18 protein-coding genes and 1 tRNA gene are annotated in these 20,118 nt (G+C 35.7%); 14 read left to right on the top strand and 5 right to left on the bottom strand.

The genetic code is table 11. The features are described 5' to 3' along the window. Window positions 1-291: 291 nt before the first annotated feature. The 3 genes from CG11_RS13380 to CG11_RS13370 form a co-directional block, all read right to left on the bottom strand. Entirely contained in the window at window positions 292-1,107 is an 816-nt protein-coding gene (locus tag CG11_RS13380) for a 2,3,4,5-tetrahydropyridine-2,6-dicarboxylate N-succinyltransferase (RefSeq protein WP_052596966.1), read from the bottom strand. 11 nt (window positions 1,108-1,118) lie between these two features. After that, window positions 1,119-1,616, bottom strand: coding sequence for a hypothetical protein (locus CG11_RS13375; protein ID WP_052596965.1), 498 nt, complete (start codon window positions 1,614-1,616; stop codon window positions 1,119-1,121). 237 nt (window positions 1,617-1,853) lie between these two features. Next, complete coding sequence (locus CG11_RS13370) at window positions 1,854-2,822, bottom strand: hypothetical protein (RefSeq protein ID WP_156039767.1); 969 nt, start codon at window positions 2,820-2,822, stop codon at window positions 1,854-1,856. Window positions 2,823-3,279: 457 nt separating this feature from the next. On the opposite strand from CG11_RS13370, the gene CG11_RS13365 reads away from it, so the two are divergent. The 4 genes from CG11_RS13365 to dcm all read left to right on the top strand — a co-directional run bounded on the left by CG11_RS13365 (window position 3,280) and on the right by dcm (window position 6,817). Beyond that, a complete protein-coding gene (locus CG11_RS13365; RefSeq protein WP_052596960.1) occupies window positions 3,280-4,053 on the top strand; it encodes a UDP-2,3-diacylglucosamine diphosphatase in 774 nt (257 codons plus the stop codon). A 26-nt stretch (window positions 4,054-4,079) separates the two neighbouring features. Further along, window positions 4,080-4,886, top strand: coding sequence for a hypothetical protein (locus CG11_RS13360; RefSeq protein ID WP_156039766.1), 807 nt, complete (start codon window positions 4,080-4,082; stop codon window positions 4,884-4,886). A gap of 79 nt (window positions 4,887-4,965) precedes the next feature. Next, a tRNA-Phe gene (locus CG11_RS13355) sits at window positions 4,966-5,038 on the top strand. A 513-nt stretch (window positions 5,039-5,551) separates the two neighbouring features. Continuing rightward, window positions 5,552-6,817: a DNA (cytosine-5-)-methyltransferase gene (dcm, locus tag CG11_RS13350; RefSeq protein ID WP_052596956.1), complete on the top strand. Its 1,266-nt coding sequence runs from the start codon at window positions 5,552-5,554 to the stop codon at window positions 6,815-6,817. Here dcm and CG11_RS13345 read toward each other — a convergent pair. Together CG11_RS13345 and mfd are read right to left on the bottom strand one after the other, a co-directional pair. Beyond that, complete coding sequence (locus CG11_RS13345; RefSeq protein WP_052596954.1) at window positions 6,763-7,473, bottom strand: PmeII family type II restriction endonuclease; 711 nt, start codon at window positions 7,471-7,473, stop codon at window positions 6,763-6,765. The genes dcm and CG11_RS13345 overlap by 55 nt on opposite strands. A 200-nt stretch (window positions 7,474-7,673) precedes the next feature. Beyond that, window positions 7,674-11,072: a transcription-repair coupling factor gene (gene mfd, locus CG11_RS13340; RefSeq protein WP_052596952.1), complete on the bottom strand. Its 3,399-nt coding sequence runs from the start codon at window positions 11,070-11,072 to the stop codon at window positions 7,674-7,676. Window positions 11,073-11,459: 387 nt separating this feature from the next. Here mfd and CG11_RS13335 point away from each other — a divergent pair, with 387 nt between their 5' ends. The 10 genes from CG11_RS13335 to CG11_RS13300 all read left to right on the top strand — a co-directional run bounded on the left by CG11_RS13335 (window position 11,460) and on the right by CG11_RS13300 (window position 20,034). Beyond that, window positions 11,460-11,867, top strand: coding sequence for a hypothetical protein (locus CG11_RS13335; protein ID WP_156039765.1), 408 nt, complete (start codon window positions 11,460-11,462; stop codon window positions 11,865-11,867). Between the two features lie 587 nt (window positions 11,868-12,454). After that, the gene (locus CG11_RS13330) at window positions 12,455-13,153 is read left to right on the top strand and encodes a hypothetical protein (RefSeq protein WP_052596948.1); all 699 of its coding nucleotides are present in this window, start codon (window positions 12,455-12,457) and stop codon (window positions 13,151-13,153) included. A gap of 64 nt (window positions 13,154-13,217) precedes the next feature. After that, on the top strand, window positions 13,218-13,895 hold the full coding sequence (locus CG11_RS13325) for a hypothetical protein (protein ID WP_052596946.1): 678 nt from the start codon (window positions 13,218-13,220) through the stop codon (window positions 13,893-13,895). Next, the gene (locus tag CG11_RS13320; RefSeq protein ID WP_052596944.1) at window positions 13,885-14,562 is read left to right on the top strand and encodes a hypothetical protein; all 678 of its coding nucleotides are present in this window, start codon (window positions 13,885-13,887) and stop codon (window positions 14,560-14,562) included. The genes CG11_RS13325 and CG11_RS13320 overlap by 11 nt, the downstream gene beginning before the upstream one ends. Next, window positions 14,520-15,278: a sensor histidine kinase gene (locus CG11_RS13315; RefSeq protein ID WP_156039764.1), complete on the top strand. Its 759-nt coding sequence runs from the start codon at window positions 14,520-14,522 to the stop codon at window positions 15,276-15,278. The genes CG11_RS13320 and CG11_RS13315 overlap by 43 nt, the downstream gene beginning before the upstream one ends. Beyond that, window positions 15,275-15,961, top strand: a complete 687-nt coding sequence (locus CG11_RS13310; RefSeq protein ID WP_052596940.1) for a response regulator transcription factor — start codon at window positions 15,275-15,277, stop codon at window positions 15,959-15,961. Before CG11_RS13315 ends, CG11_RS13310 begins: the two co-directional genes overlap by 4 nt. Window positions 15,962-16,135: 174 nt before the next feature. Then, window positions 16,136-18,073 carry a PatA/PatG family cyanobactin maturation protease gene (locus tag CG11_RS13305; protein WP_052596938.1) on the top strand — a complete coding sequence of 646 codons (1,938 nt, stop codon included), beginning with the start codon at window positions 16,136-16,138 and terminating at the stop codon, window positions 18,071-18,073. Window positions 18,074-18,148: 75 nt separating this feature from the next. Further along, the gene (locus tag CG11_RS30200) at window positions 18,149-18,322 is read left to right on the top strand and encodes a hypothetical protein (protein ID WP_156039763.1); all 174 of its coding nucleotides are present in this window, start codon (window positions 18,149-18,151) and stop codon (window positions 18,320-18,322) included. A 148-nt stretch (window positions 18,323-18,470) separates the two neighbouring features. Continuing rightward, complete coding sequence (locus CG11_RS30195; protein WP_156039762.1) at window positions 18,471-18,644, top strand: hypothetical protein; 174 nt, start codon at window positions 18,471-18,473, stop codon at window positions 18,642-18,644. Between the two features lie 79 nt (window positions 18,645-18,723). After that, window positions 18,724-20,034 carry a hypothetical protein gene (locus CG11_RS13300; RefSeq protein ID WP_052596937.1) on the top strand — a complete coding sequence of 437 codons (1,311 nt, stop codon included), beginning with the start codon at window positions 18,724-18,726 and terminating at the stop codon, window positions 20,032-20,034. The last annotated feature ends 84 nt before the right edge of the window (window positions 20,035-20,118 follow it).

Genomic DNA, 20,118 nt, shown 5'->3' with positions numbered 1-20,118 from the left:
AACAAGCGTCCCCTCATAATTTCTGAACGAAATATATCTTAGGTTTTAAATTAAACAACAACCAAAATTCGTATTATCAATGATCAATAAATTATCATTTACATAATTTGAGCACCTAAAATCGATAAAATATACAGCTAATATAATCAGCTAGATGCAACTTTGCAAGTCGAGTTAATGAGCAATACAAAATACCCCCTGAATAGACCATTTCAGCTAATGAATGGACAAATAAAAAGCGATCCCCTCTACAAGTTTGGAAATCGCTTTCATTTTTATCTATTTGCTCTACTACACAGCTACGTCAAAATCCCTTAAAGCATCATTTAGAGAAGTTTTCTTATTGGTACTTTCTTTTCTTTGTCCGATGATTAAAGCACAAGAGACTTGATAATCACCTGCTGGGAATTTTTTAGTGTAACTACCAGGAATTACAACAGAACGAGCAGGCACACGCCCTTTGTATATAATAGGTTCACTTCCCGATACATCAATAATTTTAGTAGATTGAGTAATCGTGACATTGGCTCCCAAAACCGCCTCTTTTTCAATATGAACACCCTCTACAACAATACATCGTGATCCTATAAAACAATTATCTTCAACAATGACAGGTGCGGCTTGCAAAGGCTCTAAAACGCCACCAATTCCAACACCACCACTCAGGTGCACATTCTTGCCTATTTGAGCACAAGAACCAACTGTCGCCCAAGTATCTACCATTGTTCCAGAATCTACATATGCACCAATATTCACATAACTTGGCATCATAATCACACCTGGTGCTACAAATGCGCCATGTCTTGCTATCGCATGAGGCACTACTCTAACCCCTAATTCTGCATAATTCTTCTTTAATGGAATTTTGTCATGAAACTCAAAAGGTGGCACCTCTATAGTTTCCATTTTTTGAATAGGAAAATACATAACAACAGCCTTTTTAACCCACTCATTGACTTTCCATCCATCCTCTGTCGGTTCTGCGACACGAAGCTCCCCTTTGTCTAACAAATTTAATACTTCACGAATATTTGCTTGTGTTGCTGCCTCTTTCAACAGTCCTCGATCTAACCAAGCGGCTTCTATTGATTCTCTTAATGTACTCATTGTGTGATAATTTAATCCTGTGATTTATTTTTTTCTAAATTTTCAAGTATTTCTTGGGGCAACAATTGTTGCAAAACTTCTGGATGCTTTTTCAAAAAATAATACCAATAGTAGCTTCCAAAGAAAACAATTGTCTTTCCAAATTGAGTCGGTTGGTGAAAATGAATGGTAACTTTATTCCAAAACAACAAGCGATTTTCTTCTACTCTAGCAATACTATCATAGGTATACTGATACGATTTCATAAAGTTAGAAACATAAAGATGTTCCGCATCCATTGCCACCCATTTTATTGGCAAAAACACAAGGTAGTAAATTCCAGCGGTTGACAAAACAAAGGAAACCATCATCAAACGAGCTGTTGTAGGAGTAAAAGGTTCCTTTAAATTTTCTAGTGGATAAAAAAGTAAAGCCAAGGTTAAACCACCAAAAAAGCAAAACCAAAAGGTGGGCAAAAGTAACTTTAAGGTTAAGGTCCATGAAGAAGAGACCACCTGCATATTTTTCATATTTCTATTATTTTAAAACTCTACGACATTTTGACTCCTTCAACCTTACATCCTATTCAATTGATTATCAATCAATATCACTTTTTCATGATTAAAAATACCCAAAGCCCCAAAGTTCAATACATCATTTATCCTGCAATAATACGGCTTTTTTTGATAGCTAATGCCGCCAATTATAAATAAAAAGCCTGTTAGACCAGATATCTAACAGGCTTTCCAAAGAGGACATGCTGTTCTTTACAGTGCCGCCCCTTTTGTATCATTTTTATAATTGTATGCTGTTTTTTTCGGCGTTCTAAATTGATAAGTTGCCAAAACACCGTTTCCATCCAAAATATTTGAAAACCCTGTGCAAACGAGATCTTTGGAATAGAAAATATGTTCGTCTCTAGTTCTTAGTTCCAGATCCATTTCACTATCATTTAGACGGTGCGCTGTTCTAAACTCTTGCAATTCTGGTGTCCAAGAAGCCAATTTAGTACCACTTAGCGTCAAAAGCGGTTTATCTTGGAAGTTATTGTTAATGTACTGACTCAATCGTTCAAGATGTTTCTCTGTTTCTTGGCGCAAACCTCGGTCTACAGGAACTCTCGTACTCAAAAAAGAAATTTGATCGTGTGTACTATCAATAAACATTGATCCAACTAAGCTCACTGCTTGGTTGCCATTATAATAAACCGTGTCCAAATCTTTTAATTCATAACTAGAAAAGATAAACATGGCTGTATTATTATTGCAAATTGTTTTGTTCCAGTAAGGCATTTTCTTGCCCAACTCCTGTGTTAATCGAAGTTCTAATGTAGGTTCTATTGGCGTTTGTATGGACAAAAAATCAGCCTCTAATCCCGAAAATGACTGTGCAAAAGCTGTAATACTTTCTTTGTCATCTAAAACTAGATGTGCTACCCGAACCTCTATATCGTCTGTAGGGGTCGAATAGGTAAATTCTTGCGTTAGCGATTCCTTTATAAAAGTACAAAGGACAATACAAGCCAAAAAACTAGGAAAAATAATGGTGTTATTTCGAAGTACAAACCCAACAAATCCAGTCCCTAGAAACAACAACATAATTGTTATAGCATGACTAGACAAAAAATAGTTGGCAGTTGTATCCAATGGAACAACCACTCCTAATGTCAACATTGTCACAAGAAACAGCCATAAAAGACTAATATTCTGCGACTTAATAAGGTTATTAAGTTTCATAGCGCAAATATATACAATTCCTATTAAAAACTATAGTAAAATACCTAATTGACTATTGTTTAAGCGATTCTGTATACTAATTTTTTATTAAGAAAATATTAGATACTCTTCCCTATAAGCATCTATAATTATTGATTTTGATTGTGATAGTTGCGTGTAATTTTGCAAATACATCTGATAGCAATTTTTTATTTTATTGAACTAAGTAGTGAAGCTAATTGCTATCCTCATTAGATATAAATTCTTTTTTTTAAGAAACATTAACGTTTGTTTTTGATATTTGTTCCTTAACGACAATTATTGGCTTTTTATTACCGCTAAAGTATTATTTTTACAATTTTTATCTTGTTAAATAATAATATTGAATCAAACCTTTCTCAAAACATTGCAAACGTAATACATTTTCCATATACTAACTAACATTATTTCATCCAAAAAGTTTGCCTTTGAAGCTACTATGAAAAAAATTTATTTTGCGTCCGATTTTCACATTGGGGTACCAACCCCCGAAGCAAGCAGACTTCGAGAACAAAAAATTTTACGTTGGCTAAATAGGATTGAGCATGATGCAAAAGCAATTTTTTTAGTTGGAGACATCTTTGATTTTTGGTTTGAATATAAAACAGTTGTTCCTAAAGGAGCCATTCGCCTACTGGGAAAAATAGCTGAGTTAAGTGATCGGGGCATTGATATTCACTTTTTTGTTGGCAATCACGATATTTGGATGTTTGACTACTTTCCCAATGAGTTAGGAGTAACCGTACACCACCACCCCATTCAGTTGGAGTTAGGTGGCAAGTATTTTTTCATAGGGCACGGCGATGGTTTAGGTCCAGAAGATTATGGCTACAAACGACTAAAAAAAATCTTTACCAATCGATTCTGCCAATGGCTTTTTGGATGGCTGCACCCTGACATAGGCATGCGCATTGCCAACCGTTCGTCTTCAGCTAGTCGTACCGCACAAATAGAGCCTGAGTATTTTTTAGGAAAAGATAAGGAATGGTTGTTGCTATATGCTAATTATAAAATCAAACAATTGCCCTTTATAGATTACTTTATTTTTGGACATCGACATTTGCCCTTAGATATTTTACTAGACAACCAGCACAGTCGTTATATCAATTTAGGAGAATGGTTCAACCAATGTACCTATGCAGAATTTGATGGGCAAGAACTGCATTTAAAAGCATTTGAGAATCCTTCTTTTAAGATAACCACCATTCGTTAATTCCTATAACGTTAAATATGTACATCATGCCGATACTACTTTTTTTGCTATGTTTTAGTTACTCAACCATTGGCTATGCTCAGGATTATACCTTCAAAGAACTGAAGAGTATTCCGAAAACTAGTCGCTGGATGGAAGTTGACAAAATGAAACAATTGTATTTGGTTGAAAATGCCCATACCTTACTCAAGTATAGTCCAGAAGGAGAATTGCTGTACCAATTTAATGAAAATAGCCTTGGTGAAATTTCTTATATTGATGTTAGCAACCCGTTTCGTATTTTGGTCTACTACAATGATTATGCAACCGTCATTTTTTTAGATCGCACCCTTAGCGAAATCCAAAGGCATGATTTATCTGATTTGGATATTCCAGAAGTTCGTGCGTTAGGAACTGCTTCTGACAACAATATCTGGATATTCGATAACAATACCTATACCCTAAAAAAAGTAGACAGCCAAAATCAAGTGATTGCCGAAAGCCCTGATTTGAGTTTACTGTTAACAGAAGGGATAGATCCCAACCGATTAATCGAAGCAAATGCTAGGGTATATCTCAACTCTCCGAATATAGGCATCTTAGTATTTGATATTTTTGGCAACTATATCAAGACAATTGAAATTCTTGATTTGGATTATTTTCAAGTTTACGAAGGGCAAATTTTCTATGTTGAGCATAAAAAGTTTAAAACGTATCATCTTTTATCTTTTTTAACAAAAGAAATTAAATTACCAATATTGAGCGAAAAACTAGAGCAACTCTGTATTGCACAAGAGCATTTATATATAAAATACCCTAATAAAATAAACATTATTGCTTTGAAGAAAAAATAATTTCCTTTTTTTTGAGAAAAAATTTGGAAAACTGAAAGGATATGTCGTATATTTGTGTCGCTTTCAAAGGAAAGGTATTGGCTTCTTAGCTCAGTTGGTAGAGCATCGGACTGAAAATCCGTGTGTCGGCAGTTCGAGTCTGCCAGAGGCCACAAAGCATCTTGAATTCGTTCAGGATGCTTTTTTTTATGCTTTTTTTAAGCAATTCGTCATTCATTTATAACCTCACATTCATATAACACAATTACATCATATGCATATACTTGTCTATCAGGCTTAATACAAGGTTTTATACAACAATAGTTCGTTGAAACCACGCAGTAGCAGCGAAGCTAAACTTTATTAGCTTGCTAATCAATAAGTTGTAAATTCATTACATTTCACACTAAAGCCATGATTATCAAAATAATATAAATGAGACTTTTTATCTTTTTAGTAAAAATCTAAGCTTGCGCCCTCATGAACGTAGCGAACTACCACGTAGTAGCACCGAAGGTAATGAACAAACTACTAATACAAGATAGAAATTACTAATATTGACTTGACTGAGCCCCTTTATTTGAAACAAAATAGTTTATTTGCAGACCAAAAACTTGTAATAAGACTAATTTTGCTTTAACTTTATAACCATTGTGTAAGGTTTTTAGAATGATTCCCCCAGAAACATGAAAAAATACTATACCTTATCAGAGGCATCTAACATTCTTGGTAAAAGCAAAGAGACCCTAAGGCGGGGGGATAGAAATGGGAAGCTTCCTGCCATAAGAGATCCTCTTAATAATTATAGACTTTACAAAAAACAACAACTGTCTTTGTTTAATAATTTTTTAATGAACAATTTAGAAGATAATATTAGTAATTACATTGTCCCCAATCATGATTATACTGTTCTTGAACTATTTGCAGGGGCAGGAGGATTAGCTATTGGCTTAGAAAATGCAGGCATTAAATGTGTCGCATTAAATGAGATAGATAAATGGGCCTGCCAAACACTGAGACATAATAGACCTTTATGGGATGTATTAGAAGGGGATATAAAATCCTTTTCCTTTAAAGAGTATAGAGATAAGGTTGATATTGTAACAGGAGGCTTTCCTTGCCAGGCCTTTAGTTATGCTGGGAAAAAGTTGGGTCTCAAAGACGCACGAGGAACATTGTTCTATGAATTTGCAAGAGTTGTTAAAGAAGTTAACCCCTTGATATGTGTGGGAGAAAATGTTAGAGGGTTGCTCTCTCATGAGAAAGGAAAAACACTAGCAGGAATGGTATCTATTTTGGATGAAATTGGATACAATGTTGTTCCTGTTAAAGTTCTAAAAGCTATTCACTATCGTGTGCCTCAAAAAAGGGAACGGGTCATTTTAGTAGGCGTAAGAAAGGATATAAATATTCAATATTCATACCCAAAACCAAATAGCAAAATATACACCTTGGCTGATGCTTTAAAAAAAGGAGCACTTTATAATACTGATGTCCCTATATCTGAAGGCACAAAATATCCGAAACACAAAGAAGAAGTATTAAAACTAGTTCCTCCAAAAGGTTATTGGCGTGATCTCCCTATAGAACTTCAAAAAAGTTATATGGGAAAAAGCTTCTATCTAGGAGGAGGGAAAACAGGAATGGCTAGAAGAATAGGCTGGGATGAACCATGCTTGACACTTACTTGCAGCCCTGCCCAAAAACAAACGGAAAGATGTCATCCCGATTTTACAAGACCATTTACCATTCGAGAGTATGCAAGGATTCAAACGTTTCCTGATACTTGGAAATTTATAGGGTCTGTTTCTCAGCAGTATAAACAAATAGGAAATGCAGTTCCTTGTAATTTAGGTCAAGAAATTGGTTATTCTTTGATAAATTTTTTGAATCAATATTACGATAAATCAAATAAATTTGAAGATTCTATTTCTTTGGAAAGTGCTAGATAGCCTTCTTTAAAAAAATCTTTTGTCTCAAGATTCAATATAAGTGTGTCTAGTTCCGAAACTAATTTAGGATAGAAATTAGGAAAACCAGTGATTCGGTGCCAAAGGTCTCTTCCAACGATTACAGGATATGTCTTATCAATATTTTTGTAATGCTGGCTAAGCTGTTTTTCCTCACCATATAATACTCCTAAAATTAAATCACTATTATTTAGTTGTATAGAATTTGTGCGGGCAAGATTAGCCACCTTTGTAAATTTATTGATCAAAGGTTTAACATCTTCAGAATTTATGGTGTTGGGACCAGACTTCAGTTGGCACCATTTTTTTCGATTCTCAACTTTATCTATAAACTCAATATCCATTCCTTTGATGAGAGAACCTTTGGCAAGTCCAATAGCTACAAACATATTTTGAATTCTTGTTCCAAAAGATGTATTGATAGATGTACCAAGTACTCTTGGATAGAATAATGCTTTTGCTATTCCAATAGGTGTAAAATCATTTTCTAATACCTTTGATAAGTATTTAACTACAATTGGATTGATTCTATACGACTTTAATTTACAATGTACTTTTTCTACATTTGTTCTATGTGTATCAAATATACTCTCTTTAAAATATTCTTTGACAATCTCTAATAATTCTTCTTCTTTCATACTAACAAATATAATAAATTAGTTGACTTTTGAAAAATTTTATCCATCCATATAATTACCTTACCTGCCAATTCGAAAAAGATAACAATAGCTTTCTCTAAACAAACATAGCACATTACTAATCAACTAATTGTACACAACAAGACAAAGTCGAAATTTTTCTACTACACTATCTACTTGATTACAAAAGATAAAGGAGATCACTCCACCTTCTTCAATTCAACCACCTCTAGTACCTCTTTCTCCAAACGCTCCAAAATTTGGTAGGTTTCTTGAAAATTTTTGACATTCTCACAAACCAACATTAAATAACGCGTGGATTGTTTCAAAAAGAAGCGATGATCGCTCTTTTTTTGAATGTAAGCTAGTAAAGTTCCAAAGAAATCGCTATCAAAGAAGCTTGACTGTTGATCACTCAAAAAATAGCAACGTAGCTTGCGATTTTTAAGCATAATTCGTTCAAATCCTAGCCCCTTAGCTTTCCAACGAATGCGAATAGCTTCAAAGAGATTGTTGACAGCTTTTGGTATTTGCCCAAACCGATCTTCCAACATAGCTTTAAACTTAGCAATACCAGCTTCATTTTCTATTTTATTCAGCTCTTGATACAAACTCAATCGTTCTTGAATACTGACAACATACTCATCTGGAATCATTAAATCCAAATCAGATTCAATATTGACATCTTGTACAAACTCCCGTTTTTGCTCTAACTCTTCTTTGAACAAATCCTTGTAATCTGTCTGCTTTAACTCTTGGATCGCTTCATTTAGAATTTTTTGATACGTCTCATATCCCATATTCATAACAAAACCACTTTGCTCTCCTCCCAACATATTTCCTGCACCCCGAATATCCAAGTCTCTCATCGCAATATTAAAACCGCTTCCCAGCTCCGAAAATTGCTCTACTACTTGCAGTCGTTTTCTTGCATCAGAAGTCAATGTAGAAAGTGGTGGTGCTAAAAGATAGCAATAGGCTTTTTTGTTAGAACGCCCAACCCGACCACGCAATTGATGCAAATCACTCAACCCAAAATGATGGGCATTATTAATAATAATGGTATTAGCATTCGAAATATCCAATCCTGTTTCAATAATATTGGTACACACCAACACCTCATAATACCCTTTGATAAAATCCATCAGGGTTTGTTCCAAAGCTGTCGCATCCATTTTGCCATGTGCCATTGCAATATCTGTATTCGGACACAATTGCTTTATCATAGAGGCCATATCCGCCAAACTTTGTACTCTATTATGAACAAAGAATACTTGACCACCTCGATTGACCTCATTCTCAATAGCTTCCTTTATCATATCGCCACTAAATACTCGAACTTCTGTTTCGATAGGTTGACGATTAGGTGGAGGCGTATTGATAACCGACAAATCTCTAGCTGCCATCAAAGAAAACTGCAATGTTCTTGGAATAGGTGTTGCTGTTAAGGTTAATGTATCTACATTAACACGCATGTTTCTCAGTTTCTCTTTTGCCCCTACACCAAACTTTTGCTCCTCATCTACAATCAACAAGCCTAAGTCTTTAAACTTGACTTTTTTGTTTAAGATGGCATGCGTACCAATTAACAAATCAATATCACCAGCTTCCAAGGCTTTATAAATAGCCGTTTTCTCTTTAGAGGTTCTAAAACGATTGATATATTCTACCTTCACATCAAACTTTCGGAGGCGTTCTCGAAATGTTTGTGCATGCTGCAAAGCCAATATAGTTGTTGGAACTAAAACGGCAACCTGTTTGCCAGCAACAACAGCTTTAAAAGCAGCACGAACGGCAATTTCTGTTTTACCAAATCCAACATCACCGCAGATTAAGCGATCCATTGGATAAGGTTTCATCATATCTTCTTTAACTTCCTGTGTTGCTTTGGCTTGATCAGGGGTATCTTCATAAATAAAAGAAGCCTCTAGTTCATTTTGCAAATAGCTATCGGCAGGAAACTCGATTCCTTGCGTAGACTTTCGTTTGGCATACAATTTAATCAAATCAAAAGCCAATTCTTTGATCTTCTTCTTGGTCTTACGCTTCGTATTTGCCCAAGCATTGGAACCCAATTTATGAATGCTAGGAGAAGTCCCTTCTTTTCCTGTAAATTTAGAGATTTTGTGTAGGGATTGAATACCAACATATAGAATGTCATTATCCTTATAAACCAACTTAACTGCCTCTTGTTCTTTTCCTTGCAATTCAATTTTTTCTAATCCACCATAACGCCCTACACCATGGTCAATATGCGTCACATAATCCCCAGGTTTTAGCTCACTAAGTGCTTTTATTTTTAAGGCTGTATTTTTGTCGAACCCTTGACGCAAACGAGAACGATGGTAGCGTTCAAATATTTGATGATCGGTATAAGCAGCAACTTTTAAGTGATGATCAACAAAACCTTGGTGGATGGCATTGGGAACTGCATGCCAATTGATCTGCACCTCCATATCTTCAAAAATACTATAGAAACGCTCAATTTGCTTGCTGTTCTCTGCAAAAATATAATTGGTAATGCCTTTCTCTGTATTTTCTGTTAGATTCTGGATGAGCACCTTAAAGTTTTTATTAAAACTTGGCTGTGGTGCTGTTTTGTAATTAATAACTGTTGTTGGCTCCAAAAGCGTCTCGTTGCTCAACTCTAAGACAGAATACTGCTGCAATGCTCCAACAACTTCTCGTGGGTACAAAAATGCGGCACCTTTGAGCAACAATGCTTCTTCTTCTCGAGATTTAGTCACGACTTCATCCTCTGTTAAATTAAATTCTGACGATTTTTCAAAACAGATTTGCAACTTATCCAATAACATTTGCCCGTTGGCTACCCAAACAGCCGTTTCTGAGGGAAGCACTTCTAATAAAGAAACTTTTTGCTGGGCTTCAAACTCTGTATTCACATTGGGCACAATCGTTACAAAGGCAATCTTGCGCGTAGATAATTGAGAGGTTGGATCAAACGTTCGAATACTCTCGACCTCTACATCAAACAACTCTACTCGATACGGATGCTCATTGCCATAAGAATAAATATCAATAATCCCTCCACGCACAGAAAATTGCCCTGGTTCATACACAAAATCAACTCTTGAAAAGCCATATTCAACCAGTATTTCGACTAAGAAAGGCACATCCAATTCTGTTCCTACTTTAATTTCAATAGCTGCATCCTTTAAATTAGAAGGAGCTACTACTTTTTCAAATAAAGCTTCAGGATAAGTAACCACAACGGCAGGCGCATTAGGATGCTCGACCAACTTACTTACTGTTTCTGTTCGTTGCAAAACATTGGTTCGATCTAGTTTATCGAATCCCATTGGACGGCGATAAGAGTCTGGAAAAAAAAGTGCTTCTCTTTTTTTAGGCAACAAAGAAGTAATGTCATTCTGCCAATACGCTGCTTCTTCTTTGTCTGAGGCAATAACTAAAAAAGGCTTTTGACTCATTTGATTAATCGCAGATATTACAAAGGCAGGTTGCGCCCCTACCAATCCTTTTAGTTGTAAAGTTGGACGTTTTGTTTGATTCAGTGCAGTGGCTATTTGGGTACTGCGAGAATCCGTTGTATATTGCTTAAAAAGTTGCTCTAAATTCATACTGGCTTATTATTTCTGGATAAGAATTGCAAAGATAACAATTCTATCTTTAACATGTTCTAGGCAAGAAGTTAAGCTACCAAAAAAACAATGCTTGTTCTACTTTTATGCTTGTTCTATTCTAAAATTATTAATTTTAAATGGTCAACCTTGCTCGTTATTTTGTATTTTTAATACTTGAATTTCCTAGGGTTAGAATTATAAACGTTGTTCGATTTTCTACACAAAAAAAACCTCCAATCAAAAAGCAATATTAGTTTAAATTAAATTTTATGCGTCTTTGGACTTTTTACTAAAGTTCCAACTATCTATTTTTATTTTAATACACTACTTGACATGAGCCCCTTTATCAAAATATTCAATTATTTAAAAACTAAGTTTAAAATTTTGTTACTCAGCACTATTCTTGTCCTTAGTTTTATAATTGTACAACATGTTGGGCAGTACACTTCTTTTGGGGTCAAATATGGAATAGCCTTTATTGTTGCTCTGCCTTTGATTTTAGCTTGGTTTGCTATAGAACGAAAGTTTGAACAACAAATAGATTCTGATCATCAACGTTCACTAGTTTGGATTTTCTTATTTCTCTTCATCATTCCAATAGGAACCTATCACATCCTTCTCTCCGAATGGAATTATCAATATTATACTCCTATGTGTGACTGTGACGAAAACGATAGTCAATCGGATAGAGTTGGAGCTATTTGTAACGATGGTTTTAAGAGTCATGCAACAGGAAGAGGTACTTGTTCAGAACATGATGGTGTTCAAAAGTGGCAGTGCCAATGCGATTAACTAATTGAATTTCTATATCATTAAAGGCACTATATACGATTGTCCGTACATCCTATCATGAGCGATCACTTAACTAGTAAGTTTTTGCCCCTCCTTTCACATACATCCCAAAAGTATTAACGAAGTTTACTATCTCAAAAACACAGTAGCCACAAAGGATAACAAAATTTAAATCTACCACACTTATACTCAACAAAATACAGCTCTTTCAGGACTTAATATTTAGTATAAAAACAATATTTTTTTAAATAAGTAACAAGGGCTTCTATATTTTTTTTTACTATATTGCTCTTTTACAGTTGTTTTTTGTCCTGATTCTACGAAATATTGACATCTATATTTCAGCAAAAATAGCTTAACAAATAGCTCTTTTTGAGACGTTGCCTATCGACATATGATTATAGTTCATTGAAACCACGCAGTAGCAACGCAGCTAACTAAAAGCAAAGCTTCAATTATCAAGCTAATATAAATATACATTTTTTATCTTTTTGATAAAAAAATCAGCAAACTAGTAACATAAAATACTCCCATTAATATTATAACAAACCAAACACCCTTTTTTTAACCTCAAAAAGTATATACCAATGTCCACTATTTTAGAAACGGCCGTTCTTTCCCTACAAACTTGGAACGAAGTTCGTAACGATGGTGCCGCCACTCGAAATTACTTTAATCAAGGAGCTTACTTTCAAATATCTAGAGATAATTTTAATCAATGGAATTTAAACGCACCTAGTAGCTTACATGCTTACATGGGACTAACTCAAGCAATTGGGCAAACCAATTTTTCGCTTGCATTATATTGTGTGGATAATATCACCGATTCAAAGCCTGTTCCTAATCATCTAGTTGAATTCAACACTAATATTAAACAAAGCATTTACCAACGATCGGTCCTTCCCAATGCTCATTTTATATTTGAGAAAGATCCTCCTGACCCTGTAAAGCCACAGATAGATACTTTAACAGCGTTAAAAGATTCCAAAAAATGGATTCTACACAAAGACCATTGGTTGCTTCGACAGAAAGATTTTGTTCAAGTTTTTATTATTCCCTTTGAAAACTTAAGTCACCTCTTTGCAAATGAAAATGTTACCAACATTGTTCTTTTACCAGCATTGAATGAAGTTGGTGAGAATGATTTTGAGCTCCATCTAATACTTTGGGGACATACTTTAGAAGGTATGTTAGCCAACTATCCTGTTGATGGGGTTCGTGCCAATCCCCCTTATGATACTCCCTCAAATTTCCAGCTACTTGATTATGCCTTAAGTTCTAAGTAGTTTTTATCACTAGAGGAATAACTGCATTATTTAAACATCACATTTACACCCAAAACAATACATTATGAGCTCAATAATATCCAAGGCAAGTCAAGCTATTCGAATTTGGAATGAAGTCAGAAAAAACCCTACTGCCGTTATTAATTATTTCAACCAAGGAGCTTATTTTCAACTTTTTAAAGAAGATTATACAACTTGGAAATCACGTAAACCCAGTTATATACACGCTTATTTGGGATTGGTGCAACCTCCTACAAAAGCCCACTTTTCTTTAAGTATGTTTTCTGTGGACAGCATTACCGACAAAACTCCTGTCGAAACAAACTGGGAAGCCTTTGAAACCAACCTGAAACACAATCCTTATCGAGCTGCGATCATTCCAGACCCAAGTATGAATTTAATAGATAGTTCTCCTATCATCACCCCTCTTGAAGGGTTAACCCGTTCAATTCAATGGGCTTTGCACAAAGATTTATGGATTGAGAAACAAAACGACTTAGTCCAAGTGTTTGAAATTCCCTTTAGTGATCTATCCGTATTATTTGAAGAAGAATTCGCAGATTATATCATTCTTTCTCCTGCTCTAAAAGAACAAGAAACACCCAATGCATTTGCAATTGATCTAATCCTTTGGGGTTATAATTCTAATGGAGTTACCTGGAATCGATCAATGGATTTTCTCAGACCTGCTCCTCCTTTTTCCTTTCCATCCAATTTTCAACTTATAAAGTATGCTTTATGATAATATGCTCCATTTTTTCAACGCTTTATTAACCGTAACAGAACTTTCGATGTTCATTGCTGGGGTTACCGTTTGTTATTATCTCAAGCAACTATCTCACTTATACAAATTAATAGGGAGTTATATTGGCTTAAGTATTTTAGTCGAACTACTAACGACCTATTTTATGAGTAGTACAGGCTATAATTTATTTTTATTGCCAGTTTATAGCTTTGCCGAATTAGCCATATTCTCAACGATATACCTCTGTTTCTTTTTCGAAGAAGAAAAGAGCACTTTAAGAAATTTGTTATTATTGGCACATGGGCTCATTATTTTAGATATTCTGTTCTTGTGCGACCTATTTAATGCAGAAACATTTTATGCTTTTAGTAAAGTTGTTGCAGACATTGCCATTATACTACTTTGCTTAAGATATTATTGGACTATATTAAAGGAAAAAACACCTATTGATAAAGAACGATTGTTGCTCAATTCTATGTTTATTGGATATTTTTCTATCAATAGCATTATATTTTTATCAATTAATTTTTTAGTCAATGAATCCTTGTATTTAGTCACCCCTTTTTGGATGCTGAATGCATTAAGTGCACTATTACTTTATTCATTTTTGACCTATATGATATGGCAGCATGGCAAAACCCAGAAAACTTCGCCCTATGGTTGAGTATTGTATTCGCTTTCGTCATAGCCCTAATTGGAACATTTGTCTATTTCACTAGGCTCTATTTCGTTCGGATATTAAGAGAACAACAGAAACTACAAAAAACCATTGTTGCCCATCAACAGCAGTTGTTGGAAGATAGCATTCTGGTGCAAGAACGAGAACGCAATCGAATTGCTGCCGACCTGCACGACGATTTGATTTCTAAACTTAATATTTCTTTATTAAGCCTACATACTGCGCCCAACTTAGACGATCTTAGCACTATGTTGCAAGATAGTATTATTTTAGCAAGACGCATTTCACACGACCTAAGTCCGCCCCTATTGGAGCAAAGCAATTTGTATGAGCTATTAGAGGGCTTTCTAGATCCCATACAAGAACATCTTAAAATCAATTTATCCTACTCGTGTACAATAGAAAAAGACTTGTCTAATCCTACTAAATTGCAAATTTTTAGAATTGCTCAAGAGGTTATTAATAATATTCTAAAACATGCCCAATCGACTACCTTAAACATTCATTTGCATCAAGGAAAATATTTTGTTGGGCTAAAAATTATAGATAATGGAATTGGGTTTGATATCAATCAGAACACACAAGGTCTCGGTTTAAAAAATATCACACTTAGAAGTCAAAGCTTGAAAGGAGTATTCCGATTTAACTCTAAGCCTCAGCAAGGGAGTTCTTTTTTATTTTTCAAAAAACACCATATATGAATTTAGAATCTACCACTATTCAATTAGCAATTGTCGATGATGAACAACTAATCGTAAAACTATTAGAAGGCTTTTTTTCTCAACAACAAGCAACCACTGTAGCACTGTCTGCTTTTGGGGGCAAAGACTTTTTGCAGCAATTAGCCACACAAACGACTCCTATTGATATTGTTCTACTTGATTTAAAGATGAAAGATATGGATGGTATTGAAGTTGCTACCATACTAAAAGACAACTACCCCAATATTCATGTTATCGTCATTTCTTCTCACTACCAAAAGTCCTTTATGGGCTATATGCTAAAAACAGGTGTTAGTGCTTTTTTGCCTAAGGGAATTTTGCCACAACAACTTTTGGAAATTGTAAAGACAGTTCATCAAAAAGGCTTTTATTTCTTACCTGAGCAAATCGAAGTAATGCGTACTCAAATTGCTCCCAAAGCCCCTAGACCAAAACTGACACTGCAAACAACGCTAACTAACAGAGAAAAAGAAATTTTGGAATTGATTTGCCACCAAAAAACAGCTCAAGAAATTGCTGACAAACTTTTTATTACCAAACGAACCGTTGAGGGGCATAAGAACAACTTGTTATCTAAGGTAGGGGTTAAAAATACAGCAGGACTGATTATTTATGCTATTAAAGAAAAAATCGTTGATATCAATTCTCTCAATGTGTTGTAACAACATCTCATCTACTTTTTGTCCTCTCTCTGAAAAATACATTAAAACAAAATAAATATTAAAAAGTTGTAAAAATACCTACTTTTTTAGAACAGGTATTTTTACTCTGTTCTCCCATAACAAAAGTTTGCATCTTTGGATTGTTCATTTATCCCAGTTAAATAACCATCCATTATGAAGAGCGATTCCACCTCGACTTCGAGTATTCCCAACTCAGGTCTAGCGACACCCAAAACTAGTTCCCTTAATGACTTACTCCCTGATCTTGATCGTTTGTGGAACCAAACCAAGGGAGATCCTTCCATTTGTATTGCAGTCTTAGACAGCGCAATAGATCAACAACATGCTTGTTTTGCCAGTTCTAATCTATCCATAATCAATACAGCTGATTCTAGCGATCAGTTGCTCTCAGAACATGGCACAAGTGTTGCCAGTATTATTTTTAGCCAAGATGTGGAATTACAAGGTATTGCTCCTCTATGCCGAGGAATTGGCATTAGCATATATGCCGAAAAAGACCAACAGTTGCAGCCTACCTCCCAGATGAAGCTAGCGCAATGTATAGAGCTTGCCATAGCAGAAGGAGCAGAAATTATCAATATCAGTGGAGGGCAGTTCTCTAATTCCAGCGTAGCGGATTTATTGCTATCCAAAGTCCTAAAAAAATGCCAAGACAAAGGCATATTAGTTGTTGCAGCAGCAGGCAATGATGGTTGTGAGTGTTTGCATCTGCCAGCGGCAGAACCTTCTGTCTTAGCAGTAGGCGCAATGGATCACAACCAACAGCCCTCTGATTTTAGCAATTGGGGCAAAGCCTATCAAAGAAATGGATTGCTTTTTCCAGGTAACAATATCCCTGTTGCGATTTTTGAGAATAAATTTAGTCACAAATCAGGTACCAGTTATGCCACTCCTATTGCATCGGGTATCGTTGCGCTGCTTCTCAGTCTTTCACGACAACAAAATCTATCTCACACAGCACAAGACATTTTTCATCTACTACTACAATCGGCTACTAAATGCGATGCTAACCAACAAGACAACTGCGAAAAAACGCTTGTTGGTACCATCAATATTGCAGCAGCCCTCCAAATAATTCTAGGAGATCAACTATCGCCTAGTCAGATTAATAATCTAAAATCATCAACTTCCAACCATTTTATTAATTCAAATCAAACAAAAGAAATCATGTTAGAAAACAATCAAGGCATCGAAGTAGCAGAAGTCAATTTATCTGCTAATATCCCAACTTCTCTAGACCAACAACCAACAGCTCCAGAAACAGTTTCTACCAATCAAGGTATCACACCATCTTGTGGCGAAAACAAATCGTGTGGATGTAACAGTGGAAAAAGCAAAGCCATTGAAAATGTTTATACCATAGGAACCTTGAGTTACACCTTCCAGAGCACCTCTAGACAAAATGCATTTGACCAAGCAATGGGAGATAGAAAAAGCATCAACAACGCCAAAGATGTTATTTCTTTTTTGAAAAAAAATCCAGAAAAATCAGAAGATCTGCTTTGGATTGTCAAATTGGACGAAACACCAATCTATGCGGTTCATCCTGTTGGAGGATATGTTCGAGAAACGTACGAACAGCTTCGTGAAGCACTAGACGATTTACACGATGGCAAAATCCACCGCATATCTATTCCTGGAATCATAGCGGGGTCAGTTACCTTGATGAATGGATTATCAGTTCCTGTTTTAGTTCCTGTAGGTCATCAAATGTATGGTTGGAAAACTACAGACATTGCATCCGAAGAACTAAGTGCTGGAGCTTTAGGAAACTTCCTAGATCGTATCTATTATGAATTGAGAAACACAGGCAGAACCCCAGAAGAACGTGCCATCAACTTCGCAGCAACCAATGCTTGGCAAGCGGAACAAGTCTTTTCGTCTACAGCCAAAGAAGGGATGGAATTGCTTTCTATTGATGTAGCTCGTAGTCCTATTTGCGAGCCAAACTCAGATTGTTGGGATGTCAAATTAACCTTCTTTACGCCTTCTGATACAGATAAAGCAAAATTGGTTTTCCGATTTACAATTGATGTCAGTTATGCGATCCCTGTATCTATTGGTGAAGTTCGCTCTTGGTCTACCTACTAAGCCTCCAATCAATAGAGCTATCAATAAATATTAAAACTTTATTAATTTATTATTCACTTTTAAATTCTTTTAATCATGAGAATTCCAATGCAATCCATGCCTATTGGCAATCAGCTTAATTACAATGCTAAAGCAACTGGTGTTAACGAATCTGGTCTTCCTTGCACACTTTGTAAGTTAGCTTGTAACCAGTTATCTGGCGTCGCCAAAACACTTTGTCTACTAGCCTGTGATAAAACTGTCTGCTAGAATTATTTTCTGAGCACAAAAGCTTTCAATCTAGTTTTTGTGCTTTTATTCTAATTAATAGTCCACTAAAAATCCTTCATAGACTGCTAACGCTATAACAATACAGGTCTAATGACAAAAAATAGTGGTCTACAAAAACCAACGTATTATGAAAACTCCAATGCAATCTATGCCTATTGGCATTAAAACCAATTACAACAGTTCCTCAAAAGGAATCACTACTTCAGGAATTGCCTGTACTCTTTGCAAAACAGCTTGTCAAGTTTTACCTATTGGTGCCAGACAACTTTGTGAATTAGCTTGTGACAAAACTGTCTGCTAGTCTAACATGCCCTTAGAGCACAAAAACAACTAGTTGTTTTTGTGCTTATTTTCAATGAACCTCTAATAAAGCTTCTATTATGACTCCTACTTATTCTAGAGAACAACAAATTTATAGCCTTTCTTTTTCGACCAATTCTGCCTTTGGGCTATCTTGGCCGCAAAGTGATTGTAAAAGTGGTATGGCTGCTATGCAGTCCTATGTAACCAAAGTATCCAAAGATGTTCTTGCCCAAACAACGACACTCATTGGAACATGGAATTCCGTTTGGGGACCTGTTGTTTATGCTCAAAATCCTACCTCCAACTCTGTTCATGCAGACAATACAATGGGTGCCTACTACAATCCATCAGAGCAGCTGTTGGTAATTTCTATTGCTGGTACCAATTCTATCTCGACCTATGGTTGGTTGGTTCAAGACTTCTCGGTCAATAGTTTGGTAGAATGGGAATCCATCACTGGTGTTTCTTACTCTGGGCACATTGCCAAAGGCACCAGTATTGGTTTACAAATTTTATTGAGTATGAAAGATGATACGGGCAATACACTCCTAGAAAGTTTGCGCTCGTATATTGTAAGCAATACGATTCCAACGGGTATAGAAATAGCTGTTACGGGGCATAGCCTAGGAGGTGCCCTAGCCCCAACATTAGCTCTTTACCTATCAGACAAAAAAGCAACTTGGGACCCTTCCAATAAGGCACAGCTCTCCACTTATCCAACTGCTGGTCCGACTCCTGGCGACAAGGACTTTGCCACCTATTATCAAAAACAAATCAAAGCCAATAAAATCGCTTATCATAGCAAATACAACACGATTGATGTTGTTCCACACGCATGGCAAAGAAGTGACCTAGCTCAAATTCCAACTTTTTATGAGCAACATATAAAACCTTCTAGTGCGGATACACCCAATCAATCTATTTTAGGCAGCCTTGTGACACTTGCTTCTTTTATCGCTATGGCAGACAAAATTGTGGTTGTTCCCCACAAAAATCCCTATCAGCAAATTCAACCTTCGACTCCTTTGCAAGGAACATTTGACAATTCAGTCGATTTGAAAGCTATTGCAGCCATTGCCTTTGTCAGTGCTTTGAACTTACCAAAAAATCTAAAAGATGCCTACTTACCAGTGATTAGTCAATTCACTCGTTTTGTAGCTCAGGCTGCCACACAACACACAACAGCCTATTACCCCTTATTAGACATTGTCAATTTTATGACAGCTTATAAAAATATTATTAATAACAACAAACCAAAAGACAGTACAGTTTTAACTCCTGACGAACTTGCCATCAAAGATACCCTCAAAGTAGATCTGAATGAGATAGAAGTAGCTGACTTAGTGCTCGCTTATCAGCAAAACAAAGCTCCAAACGATTCTGAATAATTTTGGGCTGGCTTATTTTCCCCTTAGGTAACAACAAGTAAATAGACGGTTGTTACCTTTTTTTATATCCTAGCTCTAAATTAT

Origin of the sequence: Aureispira sp. CCB-QB1 (assembly GCF_000724545.1) — a bacterium.
GTDB lineage: Bacteria > Bacteroidota > Bacteroidia > Chitinophagales > Saprospiraceae > Aureispira.
The sequence above is the reverse complement of the archived record's forward strand: the minus strand, read 5'-3'. Positions and strand labels throughout refer to the sequence as shown.